Below are 26,014 nucleotides of genomic sequence, written 5' to 3'. Positions count from 1 at the left end.
ATTTATGGATGGTACTAAACGTCTATAGTCGACTTTTAACCGTTTTTCATTTTGATTATTGAGTTATCATTCGCGTCCAACTGCAGAATGAAATAACTGAATTTGGAAAATAATAATGAGAATGTAGGTACTGGGTGAAATGGAAAAAGGGGACTTGTATTGTGCAAACCAAATATTCGGCAACATTTCTTTACGTTTATGTATTTATAACAGGCGCATCTATAATGGCGCTTGAAATTGCTGCTTCACGCTTTTTAGCCCCTTATTTCGGAACTTCTATGATCGTTTGGGCTAACATTATTGGACTTATTCTGCTTTCGTTGTCTATTGGTTATTGGGTTGGGGGCAAGTGGGCGGATAAACGTCCTGACGGAAAGTGGATTATGATTCTTTCTCTTGTAGCTGGAATAATGAGTTCTTTCCTACCTTTATGGTGCAAATTCCTTTTCTCATTTCTTACCGCTGGAATCATGAGTACACCTGTTTGGATCATTATTTGTTCGTTTTTTGCTATATTACTTGTCTTCTCTCCACCTATTGTTCTACTCGGCATGTTAAATCCAATGATCCTTCGAATCATTGCTTCAGAAAGGGATGAGATTGGGAAGATCGCTGGAAATCTGTATGCATGCTCTACACTGGGGAGTTTATTTGGAACGTTTGGAACTGCATTTGTAACGATACCGTTTTTGGGTTCAAGGGAGACAATTTTTATTTGGTCTAGTTTTTTAATTTTACTGAGTGCTTGGGGGCTTCGGAAAAACCGTCAGAAATGGCTTGTCCTCCTCCTTATTTTGCCGATCACACTTTATTTTGTCACTAACAGTAAAGAAAAATTTGTTGGAGGACAAAAGATTCTTTGGTCAAAAGATTCACTTTATCAATACATTCGGGTGACTGAGAGTACTGATGGAGATATAAGTTTAGTTTATAACGAAGGTGGTGGTGTACAGTCTGTACGTCGTGCGGGAGATTCGTTAGCATACGAAGATTATTATAACGACTTTACGATGGTTCCTTTTCTGTCCAAATCCTCTACCAAAGAAATATTAATATTAGGCGCAGCTGGAGGAACAACGTCACATTTGATAGCAAAATATTCAAAGCCTCTTTTACCAGAGATCCATATTACTGGAGTGGAGTTAGATGCTGAAGTGGTGAAACTAGGTCCTCGTTACTTCGGTTTACAACCTAATGATGCTAGCATTATAACGAATGACGCCCGTGTTTTTATCAATAATACGGATAAGAGATATGATGCGATTATTGTTGACTGCTATTCTCAACAAATCTATATCCCTTTCCATCTTTCAACAATAGAATTTTTTCAGAAGGTACATGAACACTTAAATACTAACGGGTTACTAGCAATGAATATAAATGCAACAAATCCAGATTCGCTTTTACTCGCATCACTTACGAAAACTGTTCAACATGTCTTTCCATATACGTACTTAACTAAAGTGCGAGGTGATTATAATTATTTGTTGCTGGGCTCCACAAATCCGTTAGATTTGGAACAATTAAAAAGGATTCCTTCATCATCCCCATTAGCGGCGGTGCGTAACAAATGGCCGGAGACTCTAATTCCAATCGTAAAAGAAAAATATTCGAATGGAACGATTTTATCGGATAATCACGCACCAACAGAAATGATGACAGATTCGATGATATTTGGGGAAGCTAAAAATCGTTGATATTTTTAGTTTAGTTTCAACTTTTTAGTAAAATACTTCAAGGATTTATCAGTGCAGGTTTGAGATAACTCTACTAAGATTAGTCTTTTCGCGTCCTCAATAGAGACATGTTCCTTGCTCCCATTTACCGAGGTAAACCAAATGTCCGCAGGTTCATAACACATACTGCTCCAACCCGAATCATCTTCACCTTGTTTTGCTGCTCCAGTGATAACTACATAACCATAATTCTGAAGATCAACTAGTGCTTTTTCGTACTCTTTTTTATCTTCTTTTGCATTCAAGCCTGACTTCTTCCGTAATTCCCGTGAATCTATGTTTCCTTGCTCTATTATAATTGTAAAGATTTGAAGGGCTGTTCTTGAAAGCTCACCATCATTAAATCTATCTTCGACCGTTTTGTTGAGTGATAGTACAGTTTTCACAATAGGAAATAAATCTTTATGAATAAAGCATGGTTTGTCTCCAAAAAACTTACCATAAGCAGCAACCCCATCTTTAACAATCTTAACTCGCCACTGCCAGGGGTCGGCATCGGTGTCAGTATGCCATTGATCATTTACTGCCGCAGTAGATAGTGATGGGTATTCAGGAACAAAACCCGAGAAAGGTAAAATCTTATATTTCTCAACCAATTGTACAAATTCACTGTAAGTTGAAACTTCCATTGTCAACAGCTCCTTTAGCTCATTGGAATATCGATATATCAAACCATTTTATCAAAAATAATCTAGTATTGGAATGCGTTATTGTATTACAGCTATCATTAAATAACACCTCAAACAAATGCAATGTTTGAGGTGCTTCCTATTTAATGCTTATAATTGTAACTCAACTAACTCACTTCGTCTTATGATCCACCGTTATAGACGCTGTAAGCAAAGTGATACACATTATCCGAAGCTGTAACTGGAGTTCCAGCTACTTGAACCAAAACAGATGTGTAATCAAAATAGTGGGTAAAATAGATTGGCAACGATTGTGAAATGCTTCCAGTTGAAGGCGGTAATGTTACAGTAATGCTATAATTTCCGTTCTGATCCGTATAAGCCGTTCCTGTTCGAGTCCGATATCCGGTACTTGCAACCCAGTTCGGATTGGTCCAAGTCATACTTACAAGTGCATTAGCAACTGGTAAATTGTCAGTCGTTTTAACGATACCCTTAACCGTAAAACTACTGTTTTGATCAACACGATAATGGACACCTGCGTGATTATAATTTGGGTAGTCATTCGGTCCATTAGCAGATGAGTTATAGCCAGTAATCGAAATACTACCAGCGCGCAATACAGGTTGAATGGTTAGTGAATACAAGTGACTCGTTGAAAACTGATTTGTTGTAGATACTTTGACATAATAGATTCCTGTGCCTAAGGCAACATTGTTGTTTGTATGCGGAAGGAGAACTAATTTGTTTCCAGTATCAACGCCATAAACTTCAGCTTTATAACCATAGCCTACCGACGTACTATCAAGTTTAATATTTAATGCATCATAGTTGCGGGTAGCAGGGACAGTGATTTTGTACCAATCATTGTCAATGCTTGAGTGAATGGTACGCGAATTAAGAGTAGAACCGCCAGTTGCAAAGGCAAATGTATAAGCTTTAAAAGCATTCTCATCCGGTTCATATGCATCGTAACTGGATGTAACATCGACGGTCAAGTAATAAGGAAGAGTACTACTTGATCCTGTTTTAGCATAAACCCTGAGTGCATAAGCTTTTGGGGTTGTAATCGCATTACGTGTGCCTACATTTTCAGATAGTGTTGCAGCACCTTGCGGATAATTGTTAATATAAGTCCCATAGATGGAATAGTCTAATTCAGTTGGATTTAGAGCGCCTGTACTCATATTAAATTCATATAAGTATAAGTCATAATCAAGTTGTGCCGAAGCTGGCCCAGTCAAACGAGCCTGTAATAATTGACCTGGTTGTAAATATATAGGGTGTAAAAATTGTGAAGTACCTGTCTGTGTAATTGTACCGGAGTATGTAGCTGAAGTTACTGTTGAGGTTGTTGCTTGAACGGATTTCAGCACGATATTGGAATCCTTTTTTAATGTGACAGTTGCGGGTGAGTTGAGATTAATTTGCTCAGTTACTGCTTGTACAGAGGTAGTAAGACGATCATCATTGTCTAAACGTGAGAGTTGATTACTATAATGTACACTTTTAGTTATGAGCGGTTTCTCCTCCTGTGCTTTAATTGGTTTATTAACTCCAACCCCAATTCCTTCACTTGCATTCGTAACCATTACAAAACTAAACAAAAGCATCATACTAAGCATTACTACAAACGCCTTTCTAAACCTCATCATACTGAATCCCCTCTCAAATGGTTTTAGGAAATCCCGCAATTCCCCCTAGGTTAAGTAGGGTCATTTCTAAGGTGTGTTGTTTTATAATAAAACATTTTCAATCAAAATGTAACGTGTTTCTAAAAATATATATTTCTGTTAAATAAATTGAAGCTCAATTCTCGCGTTATGATGAAAATCTAAAGAAACAGCCCCCACTTATTAAAAAGTGAAGGCTGTTTTTTGCTTGCCTGCTTTGGGAAGTAAAGCTGAAGCTATTCATTATTGTATCAATTAATTACGAATCAAGTAGTCAAATGCTCCTAATGCTGCAGTAGCTCCAGATCCCATCGAAATGATGATCTGTTTATAAGCACTATTTGTGCAGTCGCCTGCTGCAAATACGCCAGGAATGTCTGTAGCGCCGTGACTGTTAACAACGATTTCACCGAAGCGGGTACGCTCTAGCGTGTCAGCTAACCAGTCTGTATTTGGTACAAGACCAATTTGTACAAATACACCTTGCAATTCAATATGCTTAACCTCTTCTGTCTCACGATCAATATAAGAAATGCCGTTTACTTTGTCAGTACCAGTAATTTCTTTTGTTTGAACGTTTTTAAGGACAGTTACATTCGGCAAGCTATAGAGACGATCTTGCAATACAGCATCAGCTTTAAGTTCAGATGCAAACTCAAGTACTGTTACATGTTTCACAATACCTGCAAGGTCAATAGCAGCTTCAATACCTGAATTACCGCCGCCTACAACTGCTACATCTTTACCAATGAATAAAGGACCGTCACAATGCGGGCAATAGGCTACACCTTTGTTTTTGAACTCGGCTTCACCAGGTACACCCATGTTCCGCCAACGAGCGCCAGTTGATAAGATGACCGTTTTGCTCTTAAGAACAGCTCCGTTTTCAAGTTCGATTTCGATAAGATCCTTTTTCTCAAGACGTTTGGCACGTTGCAATTTCATCACATCAATACCATATTCTTTTACTTGTTGTTCAAGATTAGCAACAAGCTGAGGACCTTCAATATATTTAACACTGATAAAATTCTCAATGCTCATTGTGTCATTTACTTGACCGCCGAAACGATCAGCAACGATACCTGTACGAATACCCTTGCGTGCTGCATAGATTGCTGCACTTGCACCTGCTGGACCACCGCCGACAACTAGAACATCATAAGGATCTCTGTTATCGAATTCGGATGCATCAGGAGCAACACCTATTTTAGCGATAATTTCTTCTACTGTCATACGACCGCTCTCGAAAAATTCGCCATTAAGGTAGACGCTTGGTACAGATAAGATGTTTTTGCTTTCTACTTCTTCTTTGAATACGGAACCGTCAACCATTGTATGAGTAATGCCAGCATTGTAGATGCTCATCAAGTTCAAAGCTTGTACAACATCAGGACAATTATGACAGCTCAAGCTGATATAAGATTCAAACTTGTATTCGCCGCGAATGCCTTTGATTTGATCAATGACATTTTGGTCAACCTTTGGAGGTCTTCCGCTTACTTGAAGTAGAGCAAGTACTAAAGATGTAAACTCATGACCAAGTGGAGTTCCAGCGAACGTTACGCCAGTGTCTTCACCTACACGATTTACACTAAAGCTTGGTGTTCTTGGCAATTGAGTATGTTCCACAGTGATCTGTGTTGACATGGTTGCAATTTCTTCAACTAGAGCAAGCATCTCTTTAGATGCATCATCGGAATCGACACTTACTTTCAGCACGATATTGCCTTCTAGTAGTTGCAAGTATTGCTCTAGTTGGTTTTTTATTTCTTGGTCTAATGTCATAATCAGTACCTTAAATTTTGCCTACAAGATCAAGGCTTGGTTTAAGCGTTTGACCGCCTTCAGACCATTTTGCTGGGCAAACTTCACCTGGATGATTGCGAACGTGTTGAGCTGCTTTAATTTTGTTAACTAGAGCACTTGCATCACGGCCGATACCACCAGCAGTAATTTCAACTGTTTGGATAATGCCATCTGGATCAACGATGAAAGTACCACGATCTGCAAGACCATCAGCTTCGATTAGTACGTCGAAGTTACGGGAAATGACATGTGATGGATCACCGATCATGATGTACGTAACTTTACCGATTGCAGCAGAATGCTCGTGCCATGCTTTATGTGTAAAGTGAGTATCTGTTGATACGGAATACACTTCAACACCAAGTTGTTTAAGAGTCTCGTATTGGTTTTGTAGATCTTCAAGCTCAGTTGGGCAAACGAATGTAAAGTCAGCTGGGTAGAAGCAAATTACGCTCCATTTTCCTTTAAGATCTTGTTCTGAAACCTCGATGAATTTTCCGTTGTGAAATGCTGATGCTTGAAATGGTAGTACTTCTGTTCCTATAAGTGACATGATTATTGCTCCTCTGCATGTTTATTTTGGTTTTTCGAGCATATTCAACAGTTGCTGACAACAAGTTTTGAACATACTTTATAATCATTATAATTAACTAAATGAGACTCATTGTCAAGTGAATTATAATTATTATAATTAAATAGTCATTACGAAATGAATCGTAACATACAGTATGCTTCACTTTTAATCAAAATATTCAATAAAAACAATCTATCTTTTAAAAAGAAAAACCTGTGGCGGCTAGTGCCGACGCAGGTTCTCTTACTATCATTAAATATCATTTTGCTTACAGCTTAAGTCCTGTCCATTGCCAATATCCATAATAAAAACCAACCATTAACAATGCATGAACAACGATGAGTACTGCACTTAGACGAAGTAAATCTCGTGGTGCAAACGTTTCGGTTTCCGTTTCTTGGAATAAAAGCAGAGCTTTTGAACTTACAGGAAACGTTAAACAATAATCCATACCAATCGTGCCGATAAATATAACAGCAACTGGATTAAGTTCAAGTGCTGATGCTAGAAATAACAGCGGCGGTACCATAACTATTGCGCGTGTCGTATGTGAAGTCATGTAAATATGTGAGGTAAGCGATAGTAATATGACAACAACGAGTACTGCAAATGTCGATTGCCCATCCAATGACTGAGTTGCCGCAAATAGAGAATCTTTAATCCAATCCGAAGCGCCGGAATCAATTAGAGACTGACCTAAAGCAAGTGCTGCACCTACGAAAATGATCAAATTCCACGAGACGTGCTTCAGTCCATCCTTCCAACTGATGACACCAAACTTTGGCATTGTCAGAATCAAAACACCTATTATCGTAACCATAGCAATTTCTAGTCCGTGGATAGATTCAGTCAACCAACCAATAATCATGAGTAAGACGATTCCAAGCGTTCTTTTCTCGTGAGTGGAAAATGAGTTTTCAGAGTTAGAGTGACTATTATTTTTAATAGCGGTTATTAGAGTATTTGTATTAATGGAACTTTGGCGCTGTTCTTTGGTCAAAAACAGTCTGAGCAACACCCAACATGAGCAATAACTAGAGACAATCCCGAACGGCAATCCCCACAAAATCCATTGTATAAACGATATTCCTTCCCCAGACACCTTCGTAAGCAAATCCACTGCAATTAGATGTGAACCAGCACCGATCAATGTAGACACAGTTGATACAAGAATAATCGTCGGCATTAGAAGTGCCAGTGCTTTTGTAATTTTGGCATCATTCAAATATCCGGCCAAACTCCGAAACACCGGAAGTGTAACTGAAGCACGACCTGAGGTTGATGGTATAAAAAGGGCAAGTGGTTGAAGTGCGGTTGCGAGCAACCAGAATAAGCCCCCTACTGTCTTTGCTCTATTAAGCAATGTGAGCGTCAATCTACCTGCAAGTCCTGTCACTTGCAGCGCCCCACCAAGAATGAACGTACCAATCATTAACCAAACGATATCAGAGGATAAAGAATGAAATAATAGCTCTTGCTTCCCCCCGCCTAACAAAATAATGATAGAAACCATACCTATCGCAATATAAGCAGAATTGATGCTTGTTGTTGTCCATAGAATAGTAGCCATTCCTAGTGCAAAAAGTGTGATTTTTCCATCCGTAGACAGCGAAGTCGGCAACTGGATGGCTACTGAGAGTATAATAAGAAGTATGAACGAAAGACGATACGTATGAACTCCACTTCGAATGAATGAGACGATCTGCGTCATGATGCATGTCCCTCATTTATAGAGTTTGCTCCTAATCTGTAACCTAATAGGATGGTCCTCATAGCGCTTTCTGAGCTATCCGTTAACAATTCCTCTGCCAAAAGAATTGCTTCTTCTAATGTAGATGGCGCTTGTAAGATACTTGTATACGCATCTATACCACACTCATAATTCACGCGTGCATCCTTGCCAATAGTACCTGCGAAAGCAAAGACTGGAATGCCTCGTCGCTTCGCTTTTGAAGCTACCTCAGAAGGGATCTTACCGTGCGGAGTTTGATAATCAATACTTCCTTCTGCCGTAAATACAAGATCACACTGTTGCAACATCTCATCAATTTTCATATATTGCGAAATGATATCGTAACGAGAATGAAGCTTTGCTCCGAGTAATGCTTTTAAGCCTGCACCTAGTCCACCAGAAGCACCGCAGCCAGGAGCTTGTCGCACATCAAATCCTGTATCTCGTTCAATGACGTTTGCATAACGCTCTAAAGCTACTTCTAACTCGTTTACTTGTTCAGGAGATGCACCTTTTTGCGGGCCAAAAACGCGGGCGACACCCTTTGGACCACATAGTCGATTATGCCAATTGCAAGCAACGTCAATCCGTACACGCTTTAGTCTAGCATCTAGATGGGTTAGATCGATTTGGTTCAACTCAAGAAGCCCGATTGCACCTCGTTTACTAATCTCGTCACCTTGGACATTTAGTAGCCTTGCACCGAGTGCTTGCGCCATCCCAACTCCACCATCCGATGTACCCGAGTCTCCGCAGCCGAGTAGAATTCGCTCTGCTCCGAGATCTAATGCTGCAGCAATCATCTCACCTACACCATAAGTAGTTGTTAAAGAAGGATTGCGCATGTCGCGCGGCACATGTTTAAGTCCTGCGGCTGCCGCCATCTCTAGTACGGCAGTTCGAGGTCCTGTTCCACCGAGAAAGCCGAATGTTGCATCAATCGGATCGCCGACTGGCCCGGTGACTGTAAGGTGAACGCGCTCCCCATTTGTAACACGGACGAGTGTTTCTGCGAATCCTTCTCCCCCATCGACCATCGGGAGTGACTTAATGGATGCTTCTGGCAGCACTCTTTTAATACCTGCCTCAATACAATGTGCCGCGCGCTCTGCATTTAAACTTTCTTTAAATCCCGAAGGGATAATTACTATTCTCATCTCACATGCTCCTCTCAACTTTCAACGATTCATAATTGGAATACTTTCCCGTTGACATGAGTTCATTCTATCGAGCGATTCCGAGAAATCTGTGAGAGGAAGATTAGAATATGGTGAGAGGAGCATTAGAAATTCACTTCATTTGTTGGTTTATCTACACGCCGAAATTATTCCTCAGTAGCTTTCACACCGAAACGTTTAGCATTACGTTCGCGCGCGCGTTCAATTTCGACCTCGCGATTACGAGGCTCTGAATTAGTAACTAGCGAATCCATAAGGCGACGCGACACCTCTGTAATTTCAAGTACAGCTCGGTGAAACGCCTCTTCATTTGCTTTGGATGGTTGAACGAATCCAGATATTTTCCTCACATATTGCAGCGCAGCAGCTTCTATCTCATCATCCGTAACAGCAGGTTCAAAGTTAAATAACGTTTTTATATTTCGGCACATACATAATTCCTCCTCAGAACATTTATTTGTATTATACTCTGACTTTTAAACTTGCTTCTATAGAATTGTTCCTATTCATTTCATTTTTTGAAAATTCAAAAATACATTATTCATTCATGCAACTTTACAAAACAACAACTCGTTTGTTATCAAGTAATGGTTAATAAGTATGATAGTTTAGAAAAGAGGATAATAATATGAAAAGTTTGTCCAAAGCAATAATATATACTACTTTATCATGCATTACTGCATCATTACTGTTATCAGCCTCAGCAGAAACTGCTCAAGCAAAGAGTACTACTTCTATCACCTATCAAGTTGGAAAGAAAACAGTCATTGATTACAGGGGAGCACAACAATTACTTGAAGCTCCATATATATCTAACGGTTATACCATGGTGCCAATTCGATCATTTGCTGAAGGCTTAAAGATGACGGTTTCGTGGGATAAAAGTAAAAATGAGGTTTCTTTCTCTTCAAGTAATAAGATGTATACGTTAAGAGTAAACGATGATCGAATGTGGATTGATAACAAAACAATTGTCAAAATGCCCGTAAATGTTACCTCTGTAAACGGAAACATCTTTGTTCCTATTCGTGCCGTTTCCGATGTACTGAATAGTAAGATAGACTGGCAAGCTAGCACCAAAACGATCAAAGTTTCACTTCCAAACTCAGAGAATATTAAGGACATTGAGTTGCATTATTCATTTGAGAAGAGTAATGAAGATTGGGCTGCGGACTATGCTGATCTACCAACTATAGGTGACAAATCAATATACGAGCTTGAAAATAAGAGATCTCTTATACCGACACCTGGTAATACAACTAACTTTGGTTATTACATTAAGGGAATGAACCGAAGCGATGATTTATTTATGTTTTTGAATAAGAAAGTAACAGGTCTACAACCTAATACTACTTATACTGCTAACATGTCCTTTAATCTTTATTCTAATGTTTCAAGTGGTCTGATCGGTATTGGAGGCGCTCCTGCAGAAGCTGTCTATGTAAAGGCTGGGGTAGTAAATGTAAAGCCGGGGCTTAAAATCGTAGAAGATTATTATAGAATGAATATAGATACAGGAAGTCAGAGTCAAAGTGGTAAAGATATGAAGAATATTGGGAATATCGGAAAACTAAATGCTGATAAAGAAGGATATCAAGCTAAGCTCTTTACGTATGAAACTAAAGTAACAACTGACAAGAATGGTGATGTATATCTAATTATCGGTACGGATTCAGGATTCGAAGGGCTGACGACAGTATACTATGACGATATTAAAGTGAAGTTAAGTCCGGTTAATTAATTTTCAACTGTTCCACTCAAACTCATAAGAAAAAGCTGACAGTTATTAATTACTGTCGGCTTTTTTATGTATTTTTCGGCGATCTTGTTCGTAAAAGAGAAGCTCTTAAGGTAAAAAGCCTGCTTGACTAATAAATAGTTGATCATCTGCAAAATGTTTTTTAAGTCCCTCATATACGTTAAGATAAGCGTCGGAATGATACCATTGCTCCATCCCGATCTCGTTATATATGGAGGAAATCCCTAAACGCTTAGTCCGCTTTCCACCACTTCCATCGCCCATAAAGTAATCATCAAGGCACACACGTTGTACAATGCTTGCCAACTTATGTGGGAAGTCATCGCTACTAGGCAGTACTGGTGCTATGGCAACTTGTGCTGGAATACCAGCCTCGATGATTTGTTTCAGCGCATTTAACCTAGCATTTACAGAAGGTGCTTTTGGCGTAAATCGTTTACGTATATGTTCAAGATCAGTTTCGATCGTCATACTGACGCGGATTCTGTTTTTGAAAGAAACTAATAAATCGATATCTCTTGTTACTAGAGGGCTTCTCGTTTGTAGTAACAAAAAATCTGGTTTGTTTTCTACCATTACTTCTAATAATGATCGTGTAACTCTCTTCTTAAACTCAATCGGTTGGTAAGGGTCGGTACTGGAAGACATAAATATTGAAACAGCTCCTTTATTTTTAGCTTTAATAAGCTCTTTACGGAGTAGACCTGCAGCTCCCTCCTTAATATCTACCCAAGTTCCCCATTCTTCTTTACGAAACAATGAAATAGGCATTTGCCTGACATAACAATAAGAACATGCGAAAGAACAACCAGCATACGGATTCAAAGTATGACTATAGCCAGTTAGGTACCCTGATGCTTTATTAAGAAGTTGTTTAGGCTGCTTATTGCTAAAGATCTCTTCCATCGTAAACCTCCATTGTCGAGTGTGAAAATGGAGCCACCCATGCCCCTATTTAAAGGTTATTGGATGGCTCCCTCCACTTGCTTTAGAACTCTCTGTTTAGTTAACAGTGACTGTCACATTACTGCTGCTTGTCGTCCCAAATCTATTCGTTACTTCAACTTTGTATGTGTAAGTTCCTGTTGCTTTATTCGTAAAAGCGTAGCTTGCCGTCTGTGCTTGGGGTGAATTGTCCGTAAGAGCCGCAGTGTAAATAACAGCATTATTTTCGTAGAGCTTCCACGATGATCCGTTGTTCCCCCACCAGATATTCCATTTTATTGTGTAATTTTTAGCGTTGGTTTGATTCGTATGACTAAGCGTTGGGGTTCCAGGTATACCTGTTGCAGGAGATGCAACTGGTATGGCATGTACGACTGTGGAATTAGTACTCTCTCCAGCTACATTGTTCGATGTCACGACATAATAATAGGTTGTGCCGTTTGTTAATCCTGTATTGTTATAGGACGTTGTCGTTATATTGCTGGAAACTGCTGTGAACGGGCCGCCTATTGCTAGTCCACGCTTAACCGTATAACTGTCCGCACCAGATGCAGCTGCCCATGACAATTGTATGCTAGTATCTCCCGATGTTGCGATTACGCCAGTCGGTGCTGGTGGTATCGGTATGGATGTGACCGGCGTTGCTAGTACGACCGCGGAATTCGGACTTTCCCCGGAGCCGTTGCTTGCGTTAATAACATAATAGTATGTTGTAGCGTTTGTTAAACCAGTATTCAGATAGTTAGTGGCAACCAAATTGCTGGCAACGGTTGTGAATGGACCACCTGCTGTTAAGCCTCTTTTTACAGTATAACTAGTTGCACCAATAACAGCATCCCAAGAAATCTGTATGCTGCCGTCTCCCGGTGTTGCGACTACACTTGTTGGAGCTAAGGGCACAGCTATCGGCGTCGCTTGAAATACTGTCGAATTCGGACTCTCTCCTGCTCCATTGCTAGCCGTAATGACATAGTAATACGTCGTACCATTTGTTAAACTTACGTCATTGAATGAGGTCGTCGTTAGATTAACTGCCACTGGAGCAAATGGGCCACTGGTTGCTGTCCCACGTTTAACCGTATAAGTTGATGCCCCTGCAGCAGCCGACCACGATAACTGGACACTAGCGTTACCTGGTAAAGCGACTACGGCAGTTGGTGCTGCTGGTATCGTTGTTGCAGTGCCGCCAAACACTGCATTGTCCAAATTTGACACTGCACTTCCAGAAGCATTTCTGGCAATGATACGATAATAATACCTTCCTCCGCTCGTACCTGTCGTGTCCGCATAGGTTGTACCTGTAACTGCTGTAGCGATAGTAGAGAAAGTGCCATTATACGTAAGGGACCGCTGAATATCATAGTTAGAAGCAAGTATGGAAGTAGACCAATTCAAACGTAATTGTCCTTGCTCTGGTGTGACCGTCAGAATAAAGGATTGCGGCTCTGATAAATGAGGTGTAACGGAAACGGCATCTGATCTTCGATTAGCGTTGGTAGTTGTGTTGTAAGCGACCACTTCATACGTATATATAGTACCATTCACGAGATTGGTATCGGTAAATGAAGTTCCTGTTATATTAGAATGTATAGACTGACCATTGCGAATGATCGCATATTTGCCTGCTCCTGCCGAAGCTGTCCAGTATAGTTCCACCTGACTGTCGGTTGGTTTGAAAGTGACTGCAAAATCCTCTGGAGAACTCGAACTTGGTGTCACGGTCACCCAATTAGAAGGTGTGCTGAGCTCATTTGGAGATCTATAATCTTTAGCTACAAGCTGATACTGATATTCTGTTCCGTTGGTAACTTGGGTATCTATAAAAGCATCCGTAATTCTAGTTGCAATAAGCGTCGTTACACCATTAACTTTACGATAGATATAGTAGTTAATATAATTTGATAAAATGGGTACTGCTCTTGTCCAATTTAATTCGATACTACCATTTCCCGGAGATGCTTTCAGCCAGAAGTTCGAAGGAACCCTCAAGGCTGTTTCCGGAGAGTTGGCACTAATCCCACCATTGGAGACTGCCCTAATAACATAGTAATATGACTTTTTGGGATTTGGCGGAAGTGCATATGAAAATTGATTTGTTGTAATTCCGCTCGCCAATGTCGCGTAAGGACCTTCGCTTGTTTCCGAAACTTTAACTTCATAACTAGCTGCTTCATGAACAGGATCCCACTTAAGCGATACTGTATTGCTCTGAATACTAGATTCCGGCTTTGTTGGCACGTTCGGAACTTTCGGAATAAACCCTTTTGTTAATATCAACGTAAACGGAGTCGATTTCGCAGACTCACCATGTTCGTTGGAAGCTGTGATGACAAATTGATGCGTGCCTACTCCAAGACTCGTAAGTCCAGTTCCATCAATTGACCCGTTTGGTAGGCTTATTCCCAAATTGTAAGCTGCACCGAGTTCGATTAGTTCCACATTTCCGTTCCCATTCAGATCGCTCCACGGGTATGCTTTAACGTTTGCATTGGGCAAACTTATTGCTCCCGGTCCACCCTGCAAATAGAAGTTATCGATCCCATTAAATTTGCTCAAATTAACTGTTGGTGCAGAACTTCCAACCGTTACGTCATTCCCGGATACGACCAAAGAATATGGCTGCGGTCCATAAGGGACATTGTATCCAGCTATACGGACACTGTAAGTTCCTTCTACTGGTGCTTGGAAATATACGTTTTCAACATTGTTCAATCGATCAAATGCAGTACATGAAGTACTTGCGGTATTGCTTGCAAAGCAATTTCCTTTGTATGCGGACCCATCCGGTGCAACGACTTGAAGATCTAGATCGTTGACCAAGTTTCTTCCGACATATAATGCACTTGGAGAATCCGTCCAAACAAGTGTGAATTTCAGAATTTGGCCGCTCTTCGCGTGAAATTGATAATTGGATTGTTGACCTGTGCCGACAGTCTTCTGCGAATCATCGAAGAACAAGTTTTTTCTGCCGCCCGTTGGGAACAGCGTATTCTGTAAATCTATTCTGCCCCATCCTGTTTCACGGCTCATCCATCCGTAGCCAATGTCCTCAGCACCATTGATGAGAGTAGCTTTAAGCAAAGCCGATGATGGAACGATCTGCTTCGTGGTGGTATAGTATTGACGAACAAGCGCCGTTGATCCAGTTACGATCGGTGTAGCCATGGATGTGCCGCTGCTATAGGCATAATAAGCATCGAGTTCAGGCTTATACTTGCCTTGCGGAGCAAGTGAAGATCTGGTTGACAGCACTAACGTTCCCGGCGCAACGACATCTGGCTTAACTCTGTCATCCTCCGTTTGTCCTCGAGCTGAAAAGTCAGCGACTAACAATGGATTGTTTGCTGGCCATGGGCCAACGACATCGGGACGATTATTTTGTGTAGCACCTACGGTGATTACATTTTTTGCAACACCAGGATCACCAACAGATTTTGCACTGGGTCCGCCGTTGCCAGCTGCAAATAGTACAGAAAACGATTTGTTCGCGAACGTATATTGATCTGTTTCTTGGGAAAGTTGACTGTAGCTACTTCCACTTCCCCATGAATTCGTATGGATCGTGGCACCGTGTGAGACAGATTCAGCAAGAGCATCTGTGAAAGGAAATGGAATTTGCAGTCCAGATCCGCTATCGATACCTACTGATTGGAAAACAAGCTTAGCAGCTGGCGCAACACCTTTGTGTGCTCCGTTTGACTGAACGCCTGTTCCGACAATTGAACCAGCTACGTGAGTGCCATGACCGCTAAGATCCGACCATTCTGGCCGTGCGTAAGCAATCGGGGTCACCTGCAGTCGGTCGCGCAAATCGGGATGCAATGTACTGATTGTTCCTGTATCTAGTCCCGAATCCATTACTCCGATAATTTGCCCGTGCCCAGTTAATCCATTTGTCCATGCTCCACCAGGTGTACTAGCTTTTACAATTTCGCCAGCTTTCGTATTATAAGTTGTGATTGGTTTGACTTCTTCTATAAAGATTATGTTTTCGTCTAAACTAATTTTGTTAATATCCGATTTCGGAATTTTCGTAAAGATATATGGTTCATGCGACTGCTTTACATGAAGTTTGGAAATGCCAAGTCGTCCGCTAACAACAGATTGCTTACCCTTAAGCACTGTTATACGGGCATCAATCTGTGCCTCATTCGATATCTCAGGTGAAATCTTCCATTCCGATCGATAGGCAATAACACTATTCACTTTTTTGAGGTTAGCTACACGATCTGCTTGCTTACTATTCATACTGACCAGAAATGCAAAGTCAGGCACATAACCGTCTATATGTACTCCCTCTGAGGTTAGAGCTTGTTTGGAAGACTCATCAACTGGACCTGTGAATTGAACGATATATAGTTTGTTGTTAAAGTTTTCTCCTGACGGCAAAGCTTCTTTCATGTCCTTCTTCTGTACTTCTATCGGATCTATTGGTCCTGTTTTTAAATAGAGTTGTGGCACAGTGTTTGGTACTGCTGCACCTACATTATCTCTACTAGTCTCTTGATTTTCTGCGAGCGACGTTGGCACAATCGATGTAAAAAATAAACTTATTAGGACAATTAAACATAACAACCGTTTTTTCACTACTAACACTCTCCCTTATCCTTTTATTCGCACTTCGTGCGTTTCTCGCTAACCAATCTGCAAGGTTTAATAGACACCTTCTCTCCTAGTAAAATGTAGCCCCTTTTCCTAATATACTATTTTTAGGAAATTTGCCAATATAAAAAACGAAATTGAGCCAAGTTTAAATAACCCATTTATACTAGGTTTAAATACATGATCGTTAATATACATCAATTTCCATTATAAGTGTCTGATAATGATAGATTATTTCTGAACATAAAGACCAATTAAAAGAAGACTGTCCCAAAGATCATAATGACCTTTGGGACAGCCCTCTGTTTTTTGTTAAACTTTTAGCATTTAGTTAATCTCTATATCACCATACTCGTACATAAATTTGTCTCTACGCTTCTTCCCACTTCTTCTTAAAGAACAATTCATAAATCTTAACAACAACAATTTTTATCATAATGTAGATTGGAATGATGAGCAAAATGCCTAAAATTCCTGCCAAGTCTCCCCCAACCAACACAAGGATAATTGTCGTTACCGGATGAATAGCTAGTTGCTTGCCAAAAATATAAGGTGCAATGAGATTATCTTGTATTTGTTGCGATGCAAGAATAATAATCAATGACCAAATAGCAATGGATGGGGACTCAATAAATCCGATAATGACAATTGGAACGGATGACAAAATGGCCCCAATAAACGGAATGAAATTCAAAATGACCGCTACCACTGTTAACAGTAGTGCGTATGGCAAACCTATAATAAGAAAACCCAGATACATAAGTACCCCTAGCGCTAAATTAATGAGCACTCTGCCTATTATAAAGCTGCTAAGCGATTGATCAATATCTTGTACTACTTTGGATGCTTCATCGTGAAATCTTTTTGGAGCCAGGCTGATCATTTTCCGCCCGAATCCTCCATTCTCCTTTAGCATATAGAACAGGATTACTGGGAATATAACTAACACGACCGCAACGTTAGAAATAACGCCAAACAAACTTGTCACATAGTTCGTCAAAAACGTAAACCCTTTGTTCAAATAATTAGTTAGCTCAGATAGTGGATTTACATCTTTCGGTAGATATTCCGATAAGAAACCACTTTGTTCAAGCTCATGTAATTGTTCATTCAGAGCGTTAAACAAACTTGGTGCGTTGTTCAGCAAATTTAGCAATTGCGTACGCAATGAAGGCCATACGCCTAGAAATAAGCCAGCTAATATTACCGCTATAACTACATAAATCAGAAGAACGGACAATGTGCGGTGTATCTTTTTCTTTTCCATCCAGTTCACGAGCGGAAGCAATAGATAGTAAAAAAATACGGATAACATTAATGGTACAGTAACGATTGTAATCAGTGAAAAGATTGGTTTGAATACAAAGTCAACCAATGATCCCACATATATAATTGCCAATACCAGAAGTACGGCGAAACATATTTTTATAAACTGATTAAGTCTAACCACTGTATTCCTCCTTAATATGTATCTTTTGTACTAGTTGAATTAACCAATTATTAGGATTCCTAATTCCCCAATTTTGAAACTCACAAATGAAAAAACTTTTTAAGGCATAAGCCGGATGATCATCTCCTCGAATAGGTTTCGTCTATCTATGACCCTATTCATTTATTTTCCCTATTATCTCCTTATGTTGATTATTCATTGCGTTTCTTTATAAAAAAGAAAAGCGCTTTGCACTTAAACAGCTTTCAGACACACGAAAGTGTTTTCGTTATGCAAAGGGCTTTTCATAATCATAATCTCTAACCAATACGAGGATAACATGAATATAGTTTCGATTGTTCCTATTTTACGAAATTTTTATCTGTTCATATGACAGGAATACATTAAGAGGATCACTCTCTATAAAACTAAGACTGTATTAATGCTCCTGTAAAAGTGATGGCCCCGATAGCAGTCGCCGTACCGGTAGTAGTCAGCGCGTTTAATGAATACGTCACACTCCCAATTCCTGGGGATAAATCCACATGATTAACACTAGTGGCTCCAAATGTGTTATTCCCGGCCGAATGTTGATCAATACTAAAAATAACAGCTGCCCCTCGAAGAATTTGTAATTGAAGTATGGTAGTTCCTGCAGTAGATTCCCAACCAACAATCCCTGTTAACCAAACCCGGGTGCCATTCGGGACTCCTGTTATGGTGATCGTTTTTAGTGAAGTCGAGACAGCACCTATGGCGATTGCGGAACTCCCCGTAGTATTTGGAGTATTTTCTGCTGACTGAAATTGTTGAAAAGTCCCCGTTGCTCCAGAAGCCCCAGTCGCCCCGGTCGCTCCGGTTGCTCCAGTTGCTCCAGTTGTTCCGGTTGCTCCAGTCGCTCCAGTTGCTCCTGTAACTCCAGTCGCTCCAGTTGCTCCAGTCGTTCCGGTCGATCCGGTTGCTCCAGTAACTCCAGTCGCTCCAGTCGCCCCGGTCGATCCGGTTGTTCCTGTAACTCCAGTCGCTCCAGTCGCCCCGGTCGCTCCGGTCGCTCCGGTTGTTCCAGTAACTCCAGTCGCTCCAGTCGCTCCAGTCGCTCCAGTCGCCCCGGTCGATCCGGTTGCTCCAGTCGCCCCGGTCGATCCGGTTGCTCCAGTCGCCCCGGTCGATCCGGTTGCTCCTGTCGCCCCGGTCGATCCGGTTGCTCCAGTAACTCCAGTCGCTCCAGTAACTCCAGTAGCCCCAGTCGCTCCAGTCGCCCCGGTCATTCCGGTTGCTCCAGTAACTCCAGTCGTTCCGGTTGCCCCAGTAACTCCAGTAACTCCAGTAACTCCAGTCGCTCCAGTCGCCCCGGTCATTCCGGTTGCTCCAGTAACTCCAGTCGCCCCGGTCATTCCGGTTGCTCCAGTAACTCCAGTCGCTCCAGTCGTACCGGTTGCTCCAGTAACTCCAGTCGCCCCAGTAGTTCCGGTTGCTCCAGTAGTTCCGGTTGCTCCAGTAACTCCAGTAACTCCAGTCGCTCCAGTCGTACCGGTTGCTCCAGTAACTCCAGTCGCCCCAGTAGTTCCGGTTGCTCCAGTATCTCCAGTTACGCCAGTATCACCAGTTGGACCAGTAGCCCCAGTAGTTCCGGTTGCTCCAGTAACTCCAGTCGCTCCAGTCGCCCCGGTCATTCCGGTTGCTCCAGTAACTCCAGTCGCCCCGGTCATTCCGGTTGCTCCAGTAACTCCAGTCGCCCCAGTAGTTCCGGTTGCTCCAGTATCTCCAGTTGCCCCAGTAGTTCCGGTTACTCCAGTTGCGCCAGTATCACCAGTTGGACCAGTAGCCCCAGTCGTTCCGGTTGCGCCAGTAACTCCAGTCGCTCCAGTCGCCCCGGTCATTCCGGTTGCTCCAGTAACTCCAGTCGTACCGGTTGCTCCAGTAACTCCAGTAGCCCCAGTCGTTCCGGTTACTCCAGTTGCGCCAGTAACTCCAGTCGCTCCAGTCGCTCCAGTCGCTCCAGTCGCCCCGGTCATTCCGGTTGCTCCAGTAACTCCAGTCGTACCGGTTGCTCCAGTAACTCCAGTAGCCCCAGTCGTTCCGGTTACTCCAGTTGCGCCAGTAACTCCAGTCGCTCCAGTTGTCCCAGTAGTTCCGGTTGCTCCAGTATTGCCAGTTGGACCAGTCGCCCCAGTTATTCCGGTATCGCCTGTTGCCCCAGTAACTCCAGTCGTCCCGGTCATTCCGGTTGCTCCAGTAACTCCAGTCGCTCCAGTCACCCCAGTTGTTCCAGTATCGCCAGTTGGGCCAGTAACACCAATCGCTCCATCAGCTCCAGTATCTCCAGTTGCCCCAGTCGTCCCGGTCATTCCGGTTGCTCCAGTAACTCCAGTCGCTCCAGTCGCTCCAGTCGCTCCAGTCGCTCCAGTCACCCCAGTAGTTCCGGTTGCTCCAGTATTGCCATTTGGACCCGTGGCTCCAGTTGTTCCAGTATCGCCAGTTGGACCAGTAACACCAATCGCTCCATCAGCTCCAGTATCACCAGTTGGACCAGTAGCACCAGTAGTTCCGGTATCGCCTGTTGGCCCAGTCGAGCCAGTAGCCCCAGTAACACCAGATGCTCCTGTAACTCCAGCGCCAGTCACCCCAGTCGTTCCAATTGCTCCAGTAACTCCAGTCGCTCCAGTCGTACCGGTTGCTCCAGTAACTCCAGTCGCTCCAGTATCGCCAGTTGCCCCAGTAGTTCCTGTTGCTCCAGTATTGCCAGTTGGACCAGTAACACCAATCGCTCCATCAGCTCCAGTATCGCCAGTAGCACCAGTCGCTCCAGTATCGCCAGTTGCCCCAGTAGTTCCGGTTGCTCCAGTATTGCCAGTTGGACCAGTAACACCAGTCGCTCCATCAGCTCCAGTATCGCCAGTCGCTCCATCAGCTCCAGTATCGCCAGTCGCTCCATCAGCTCCAGTATCGCCAGTCACCCCAGTAGTTCCGGTATCGCCAGTTGGCCCAGTCGCTCCAGTGATTCCAGTAACTCCAGTCGTTCCAGTTGCTCCAGTGAATCCAGTCGCCCCAGTAGTTCCGGTATCGCCAGTTAGTCCAGCTGCACCAGTAATCCCAGTGACTCCAGTGACTCCAGTCACCCCAGTAGTTCCGGTTGCTCCAGTAACTCCAGTAACTCCAGAAATACCAGTTGCTCCAGTGACTCCAGTCGCCCCAGTAGTTCCGGTATCGCCAGTTGGTCCAGTCGCCCCAGTTGTCCCAGCTTCGCCAGTTGGACCAGTCGCTCCGGTTGCTCCAGTAACTCCAGTAACTCCAGTCGAGCCAGTCGTACCAGTATCGCCTGTTGGTCCAGTAGCTCCAGTAACTCCAGTAACTCCAGCGCCAGTCACCCCAGTCGCTCCAGTCGTACCGGTTGCTCCAGTAACTCCAGTCGCTCCAGTATCGCCAGTTGGCCCAGTCGCTCCAGTGATTCCAGTAACTCCAGTCGTTCCAGTTGCTCCAGTGAATCCAGTCGCCCCAGTAGATCCGGTATCGCCAGTTGGTCCAGTCGCCCCAGTTATTCCGGTATCGCCAGTTGGCCCAGTCGCTCCAGTGATTCCAGTGATTCCAGTAACTCCAGTAACTCCAGTAACTCCAGTAACTCCAGTAACTCCAGTCGTTCCAGCTGCACCAGTAGTCCCAGTGACTCCAGTGACTCCAGTCACCCCAGTCGTGCCGGTTGCTCCAGTAACTCCAGTAACTCCAGACGTACCAGTCGCTCCAGTGAATCCAGTAGCCCCAGTTGTCCCAGTTTCGCCAGTTGGCCCAGTCGCTCCGGTTGCTCCAGTAACTCCAGTCGAGCCAGTCGCTCCAGTCGTACCAGTATCGCCAGTTGGTCCAGTAGCTCCAGTAACTCCAGCGCCAGTCGCCCCAGTTATTCCGGTATCGCCTGTTGTCCCAGTCGAGCCAGTTGCTCCAGTAGGACCGGTTGATCCACTCCCAGGGCCAGTAGCTCCAGTAACACCAGTTGATCCCGTTGCTCCTGTTGGTCCAATTTCGCCAGTAGCACCAGTAGCACCTGTTACACCCGTATTTCCAGTGGTGCCGATATCTCCAGACGCCCCAGTGATTCCAGTCGTACCTGTCACTCCAGTAGCACCTGTTACACCCGCATTTCCAGTGGCGCCGATATCTCCAGTCGCCCCAGTTGGCCCTGTAATTCCAGTATCGCCTGTCGCCCCAGTAGCTCCGGTCGCCCCGGTAGTTCCGCTAGGAATCTCGCCAAGATCGATTCGCACTTTTGCCGAACCTGGAAGAACTTCGATATCCAAAGTGCTCGATTCGAATAAGAGTTGACTTCCCAATGCAAGCGGTTGTGATCCAGATGGTCCGTTAACAGAGAATAAAATACCAGGATTGAACGGCCCAGTAGGCCCAGTAGGTCCAGTTGCACCCGTAGCTCCAGTCGCACCAGTTACACCGGTGATGCCTGATAAAGTGGGAGCCGCTAAAATGTTTTCTAGTTTATATTGAAGAAACATTTCATTCTTGCTTATTTCTTGTAATGTGCTTTGTACACTTGAATTAACAGCGAGTAAATCGCTTATTGTTGCCGGAATACTTAACCCAGGCAAAGTCCCTATGACATATTGGATCTTTTCTGCTTCGGCATTAATAATGTGACTTAGTCCGAGTTCTTCTAAGGCGATTGATGCTAACAAAAGATTCAAAGCGTCATCCCTTGACATCGTAATAATTGGGGTGATATTTGGTATGTTTCCCTGCGTCATGTTTCGTCACCCTCTCGGTGTTACATTATTTTTTCGTATATCTTATGCTTGTTTAATAGAAAAGTTCGTTTAATAGAAAACACTTCGAACAAGTTGTTTACTAAAAGTTGAGAGTTTTACATAGTAATGTAATCTTGAAAACTACAACAAGTTATTAATCCTCTTTATTGGAGGGACATTGAAGAGTCAAATATGAGCAAAAATAAAACGACGTTCGTTGTTCACATTGAACAATAAACGTCGCAATTTGGGTGACCATTTGAGCGCTATAGGAATTTCCTTTAGCACGAATAATATTATTAATTAACTTTTGTAACTACCAGAAGCTCTACTATTTTTTGAACGACGTCCTCTTCTACAATACTAACCTTGTCTGTCGCTAGTTGTAAAAGATTAGTATGATCTCCGACACAAATCGAACGTTTTGCATGTTTGAACATCGATAAATCGTTTGTGTCATTTCCAAATGCTATAAACTGTTGTGGCTTAACTCCTAACTTTTGCAATCCCACCCACTTGTCAACACCTTCTGGGCTAATATCAATGATTCCTTCATGGCCATGGATATAGATTATAATTGGAAGTTTGTGAAGTTCCACTAACATTTGTTGTTCATAACGGGTATGTAAAATAACTGCTTTTACGATTTCGTTCAATTCAGATAAAGGTATATTTTTCGCACGCTCATCAGGATCAATATTTCGTCTGATTGGATGATCGTCGCTACCAGAAAAGGAATAATCCCAGCTACTATCTATTAAATAGTCTGCCTCATATTGCTCTAATAGTTTAATGATAGTATCTGCAACCATGGAGTCAAAATGTACGGTTGAAATGATACTTCCATCTTTTGCAACAAATCCACCATTTCCCCCGACCATTGAAAAACGATGCATGTGCACAGGTAGAATAGGTAACATATCACGAATTGGTCTAGCTGAAGCGAAGATGATTTCGTGTCCTCCACTCACTAATTTGTCTAATGCCTGAACCATAGATTCAGATAAAGGTTTACCTTTGAAGCAAATTGTCCCGTCCAAATCAAAAACTATTTTCATCGAATCGCACTCCTTTTTTTTTCCTATAGTAGCAGTTTCCTTTATAATGAAAAGGACGAATGTCCGAAAAAGGAGAATACAATGAAAATCATAGAAGAACAAACTATTATACAACGTTATGTAGCACAATATAAATTGGATCAAGTGTTTTCTCACCCGGATGCCCTTCCCTTTCAACTTCGTACCTATGAAAAAGATGGAGTCGTTTTAAGTGAGGGAGAAAAATTGGATGGGCTTTATTTTCAAGTAAAAGGACGAACTAGAGTATCGTCAAGTGTGGAAACGGGGAAGTCTTTACTATTACGTTTTTGTCATCCCTTTGCGGTCTTTGGAGATGTTGAATTACTACAAAATATTGTTATACAGTCACAGGTTGAAGCAACAGAGCAAACGTCGTTTCTATTTATTAACAAACACAAAATTGAAACTGAACTCATGCAAGATTATAAGTTTTTACACTTTCTCCTAAAGCAGCTTTCTTACAAGCTCCAAACGTGTACAACTGCATCACGAGTCAATTTATTAACTTCTGTTGAGGAGCGTTTCGCAAGTTATCTATTAACGACACAAGATGATCATTTGTTTGGAAAAGAAATGTTCACATCCTATATTCCAGACATTGCATCTCTTATTGGTACTACCCCACGCCATTTAAATCGTGTTATTCATAAGTTCTCTGAGATGAATATTTTAAAGAAAGAAACAAAAAAGATAATCGTCTTAGATTGGTCACGTTTGGATGAGTATTCCAATGGTCTTCGATATGAATAATGTAACTAACGAACTGAGTAATGCTTATTTTTCAGGAAAGCGCTCTTTTTTGATTTAACGAACTCAACTAGCGTTATTTCTCAATTAAATGAAGTACGTGAGCCTCATTTATCGAAATAGCGGTAATAGGATTCGTTAAATCGCGATAAAGTTTTTTATCAAATAAGAGTTGCTCAGTTCGTTAGCGGTTTGCGTAGCAAAGTGGCTACGTTTCATTGATAAGTAATTCGGTTAGTTATGTCTACGAACAAATTAACGAATATTACTTCACTTCAACAAATCGTTGTGCTTTTGCAGCACGTATGGAAGAGACGGCATATACAACAAGTGCAGTCCAGATTAGAGTAAGGCTTACTAGCATAACCGGACTCACAACCTCTTTAAATATGAAAACGCTAATGATTAATGTTAGTGTTGGTCCGATATATTGTACAAAACCAAGCATCGACAAAGGCAGTCTCCTTGCTGCATTAGCAAACAGCAACAATGGAGTAGCAGTCGCAACACCCGATAACAGTAGCAGTAAAATGGATGGTAATGGTAGTGACCAAGCAGTGTCGAGCTCAGCTATCCTCATATATCCCCAATAAATAATCGCTATAGGCATAACAATCATCGTTTCTGTAACTAGCCCAATCGCCGCATCTATCTTCACTTTTTTCTTAACAAGTCCATATAAACCAAAGGTTAGCGCAAGCGAAATAGATATCCATGGAAGTCGGCCATAATCAATTGCTATTAGTAATACACCTGTTCCTGCTAATGCGATTGCCAGCCATTGACCTCCTGTTGGTTTTTCCCGGAGGAATAGAATAGCAATGACAACATTAAAGAGTGGAGTTAAATAATAGCCAATACTTGTTTCAACAGCCTGTTCGTTATTTACCGCCCAAATAAAGATGAGCCAATTCGCAGTAATGAGTAAACTACTAAAGACGAGAGGCAACACGGTTTCTTTGACTGTTAATGTCATCTTAAGTTCTTTCCAACGTTTCTTAATAGCAACTATACCGATAACGACTACGAATGACCAAACAATACGATGAGACAAAATCTCACTCGCGGGCATGTTTTCAAACCACTTCCAATATAGAGGAAGTAATCCCCAAATCGTATATGCAATTACAGCATAAATTAAGCCTGTCCTCATTTAATACTCACAACCTATCTTCTGTTAATCAATTTTTAGTATGTATGGAATATTACCACTTTGCGCATGAATAGCAAGTAAAATAAAGCATGTAATCATTACATTTTGTCATAAATGATATGATCGGATCTGCTTCTGTTGTAGGCTTAGGTGAAAACACACACGGTATGCGAGAACTATTTACGATGAAACATCGTCTTATTCAATATTTGATTACTGAAAAG

16 protein-coding genes are annotated in these 26,014 nt (G+C 42.1%); 3 read left to right on the top strand and 13 right to left on the bottom strand.

Annotation, left to right across the window (positions count from 1 at the left end; translation table 11 throughout):
* Positions 1-161 precede the first annotated feature (161 nt).
* Entirely contained in the window at positions 162-1,697 is a 1,536-nt protein-coding gene (locus I6N90_RS00390) for a spermidine synthase (protein ID WP_197933552.1), read from the top strand.
* A gap of 5 nt (positions 1,698-1,702) precedes the next feature.
* Here I6N90_RS00390 and I6N90_RS00385 read toward each other — a convergent pair whose 3' ends face one another.
* From I6N90_RS00385 to I6N90_RS00355, 7 genes are all read right to left on the bottom strand, one after another.
* On the bottom strand, positions 1,703-2,365 hold the full coding sequence (locus I6N90_RS00385) for an AlkZ-related protein (protein WP_197933551.1): 663 nt from the start codon (positions 2,363-2,365) through the stop codon (positions 1,703-1,705).
* Between the two features lie 182 nt (positions 2,366-2,547).
* The gene (locus I6N90_RS00380; RefSeq protein WP_197933550.1) at positions 2,548-4,020 is read right to left on the bottom strand and encodes a carboxypeptidase-like regulatory domain-containing protein; all 1,473 of its coding nucleotides are present in this window, start codon (positions 4,018-4,020) and stop codon (positions 2,548-2,550) included.
* A gap of 273 nt (positions 4,021-4,293) precedes the next feature.
* The gene (gene ahpF / locus I6N90_RS00375) at positions 4,294-5,823 is read right to left on the bottom strand and encodes an alkyl hydroperoxide reductase subunit F (RefSeq protein WP_197933549.1); all 1,530 of its coding nucleotides are present in this window, start codon (positions 5,821-5,823) and stop codon (positions 4,294-4,296) included.
* 10 nt (positions 5,824-5,833) lie between these two features.
* Positions 5,834-6,397, bottom strand: a complete 564-nt coding sequence (ahpC, locus tag I6N90_RS00370) for an alkyl hydroperoxide reductase subunit C (RefSeq protein ID WP_197933548.1) — start codon at positions 6,395-6,397, stop codon at positions 5,834-5,836.
* A gap of 289 nt (positions 6,398-6,686) precedes the next feature.
* The gene (locus I6N90_RS00365; RefSeq protein ID WP_197933547.1) at positions 6,687-8,129 is read right to left on the bottom strand and encodes an SLC13 family permease; all 1,443 of its coding nucleotides are present in this window, start codon (positions 8,127-8,129) and stop codon (positions 6,687-6,689) included.
* Positions 8,126-9,307 carry a glycerate kinase family protein gene (locus I6N90_RS00360; protein WP_197933546.1) on the bottom strand — a complete coding sequence of 394 codons (1,182 nt, stop codon included), beginning with the start codon at positions 9,305-9,307 and terminating at the stop codon, positions 8,126-8,128. The genes I6N90_RS00365 and I6N90_RS00360 overlap by 4 nt, the downstream gene beginning before the upstream one ends.
* A 167-nt stretch (positions 9,308-9,474) precedes the next feature.
* Positions 9,475-9,759: a DUF2277 domain-containing protein gene (locus I6N90_RS00355; protein ID WP_197933545.1), complete on the bottom strand. Its 285-nt coding sequence runs from the start codon at positions 9,757-9,759 to the stop codon at positions 9,475-9,477.
* 197 nt (positions 9,760-9,956) lie between these two features.
* On the opposite strand from I6N90_RS00355, the gene I6N90_RS00350 reads away from it, so the two are divergent.
* Positions 9,957-11,069, top strand: a complete 1,113-nt coding sequence (locus I6N90_RS00350; RefSeq protein WP_197933544.1) for a copper amine oxidase N-terminal domain-containing protein — start codon at positions 9,957-9,959, stop codon at positions 11,067-11,069.
* A gap of 105 nt (positions 11,070-11,174) precedes the next feature.
* Here the strand turns inward: I6N90_RS00350 and I6N90_RS00345 are convergent, their stop codons facing one another.
* The 5 genes from I6N90_RS00345 to I6N90_RS00325 all read right to left on the bottom strand — a co-directional run bounded on the left by I6N90_RS00345 (position 11,175) and on the right by I6N90_RS00325 (position 23,869).
* The gene (locus I6N90_RS00345; RefSeq protein ID WP_197933543.1) at positions 11,175-11,993 is read right to left on the bottom strand and encodes an SPL family radical SAM protein; all 819 of its coding nucleotides are present in this window, start codon (positions 11,991-11,993) and stop codon (positions 11,175-11,177) included.
* Positions 11,994-12,089: 96 nt separating this feature from the next.
* Positions 12,090-16,619, bottom strand: a complete 4,530-nt coding sequence (locus tag I6N90_RS00340) for a S8 family serine peptidase (RefSeq protein ID WP_197933542.1) — start codon at positions 16,617-16,619, stop codon at positions 12,090-12,092.
* A gap of 385 nt (positions 16,620-17,004) precedes the next feature.
* Entirely contained in the window at positions 17,005-18,084 is a 1,080-nt protein-coding gene (locus I6N90_RS00335; protein ID WP_197933541.1) for an AI-2E family transporter, read from the bottom strand.
* Between the two features lie 407 nt (positions 18,085-18,491).
* Positions 18,492-22,769: a collagen-like protein gene (locus I6N90_RS00330; protein WP_232242448.1), complete on the bottom strand. Its 4,278-nt coding sequence runs from the start codon at positions 22,767-22,769 to the stop codon at positions 18,492-18,494.
* Between the two features lie 341 nt (positions 22,770-23,110).
* Positions 23,111-23,869 carry an HAD-IIB family hydrolase gene (locus I6N90_RS00325; protein ID WP_197933539.1) on the bottom strand — a complete coding sequence of 253 codons (759 nt, stop codon included), beginning with the start codon at positions 23,867-23,869 and terminating at the stop codon, positions 23,111-23,113.
* Between the two features lie 81 nt (positions 23,870-23,950).
* On the opposite strand from I6N90_RS00325, the gene I6N90_RS00320 reads away from it, so the two are divergent.
* The gene (locus I6N90_RS00320; RefSeq protein WP_197933538.1) at positions 23,951-24,640 is read left to right on the top strand and encodes a Crp/Fnr family transcriptional regulator; all 690 of its coding nucleotides are present in this window, start codon (positions 23,951-23,953) and stop codon (positions 24,638-24,640) included.
* Positions 24,641-24,902: 262 nt separating this feature from the next.
* Here I6N90_RS00320 and rarD read toward each other — a convergent pair whose 3' ends face one another.
* A complete protein-coding gene (rarD, locus tag I6N90_RS00315; RefSeq protein ID WP_197933537.1) occupies positions 24,903-25,790 on the bottom strand; it encodes an EamA family transporter RarD in 888 nt (295 codons plus the stop codon).
* Positions 25,791-26,014: the final 224 nt, after the last annotated feature.

Source organism: Paenibacillus sp. GSMTC-2017 (assembly GCF_016019935.1).
In the GTDB taxonomy this organism is placed as follows: Bacteria; Bacillota; Bacilli; order Paenibacillales; family Paenibacillaceae; genus Pristimantibacillus.
The sequence above is the reverse complement of the archived record's forward strand: the minus strand, read 5'-3'. Positions and strand labels throughout refer to the sequence as shown.

What these genes read in the sequence shown, in the direction of transcription:
- I6N90_RS00385 (WP_197933551.1), bottom strand. Translation starts at nt 2,365, where the DNA reads ATGGAAGTTTCAACTTACAGTGAATTTGTACAATTGGTTGAGAAATAT.
- I6N90_RS00380 (WP_197933550.1), bottom strand. Translation starts at nt 4,020, where the DNA reads ATGATGAGGTTTAGAAAGGCGTTTGTAGTAATGCTTAGTATGATGCTT.
- ahpF (WP_197933549.1), bottom strand. Translation starts at nt 5,823, where the DNA reads ATGACATTAGACCAAGAAATAAAAAACCAACTAGAGCAATACTTGCAA.
- ahpC (WP_197933548.1), bottom strand. Translation starts at nt 6,397, where the DNA reads ATGTCACTTATAGGAACAGAAGTACTACCATTTCAAGCATCAGCATTT.
- I6N90_RS00365 (WP_197933547.1), bottom strand. Translation starts at nt 8,129, where the DNA reads ATGACGCAGATCGTCTCATTCATTCGAAGTGGAGTTCATACGTATCGT.
- I6N90_RS00360 (WP_197933546.1), bottom strand. Translation starts at nt 9,307, where the DNA reads ATGAGAATAGTAATTATCCCTTCGGGATTTAAAGAAAGTTTAAATGCA.
- I6N90_RS00355 (WP_197933545.1), bottom strand. Translation starts at nt 9,759, where the DNA reads ATGTGCCGAAATATAAAAACGTTATTTAACTTTGAACCTGCTGTTACG.
- I6N90_RS00350 (WP_197933544.1), top strand. Translation starts at nt 9,957, where the DNA reads ATGAAAAGTTTGTCCAAAGCAATAATATATACTACTTTATCATGCATT.
- I6N90_RS00345 (WP_197933543.1), bottom strand. Translation starts at nt 11,993, where the DNA reads ATGGAAGAGATCTTTAGCAATAAGCAGCCTAAACAACTTCTTAATAAA.
- I6N90_RS00330 (WP_232242448.1), bottom strand. Translation starts at nt 22,769, where the DNA reads ATGTCAAGGGATGACGCTTTGAATCTTTTGTTAGCATCAATCGCCTTA.
- I6N90_RS00325 (WP_197933539.1), bottom strand. Translation starts at nt 23,869, where the DNA reads ATGAAAATAGTTTTTGATTTGGACGGGACAATTTGCTTCAAAGGTAAA.
- I6N90_RS00320 (WP_197933538.1), top strand. Translation starts at nt 23,951, where the DNA reads ATGAAAATCATAGAAGAACAAACTATTATACAACGTTATGTAGCACAA.
- rarD (WP_197933537.1), bottom strand. Translation starts at nt 25,790, where the DNA reads ATGAGGACAGGCTTAATTTATGCTGTAATTGCATATACGATTTGGGGA.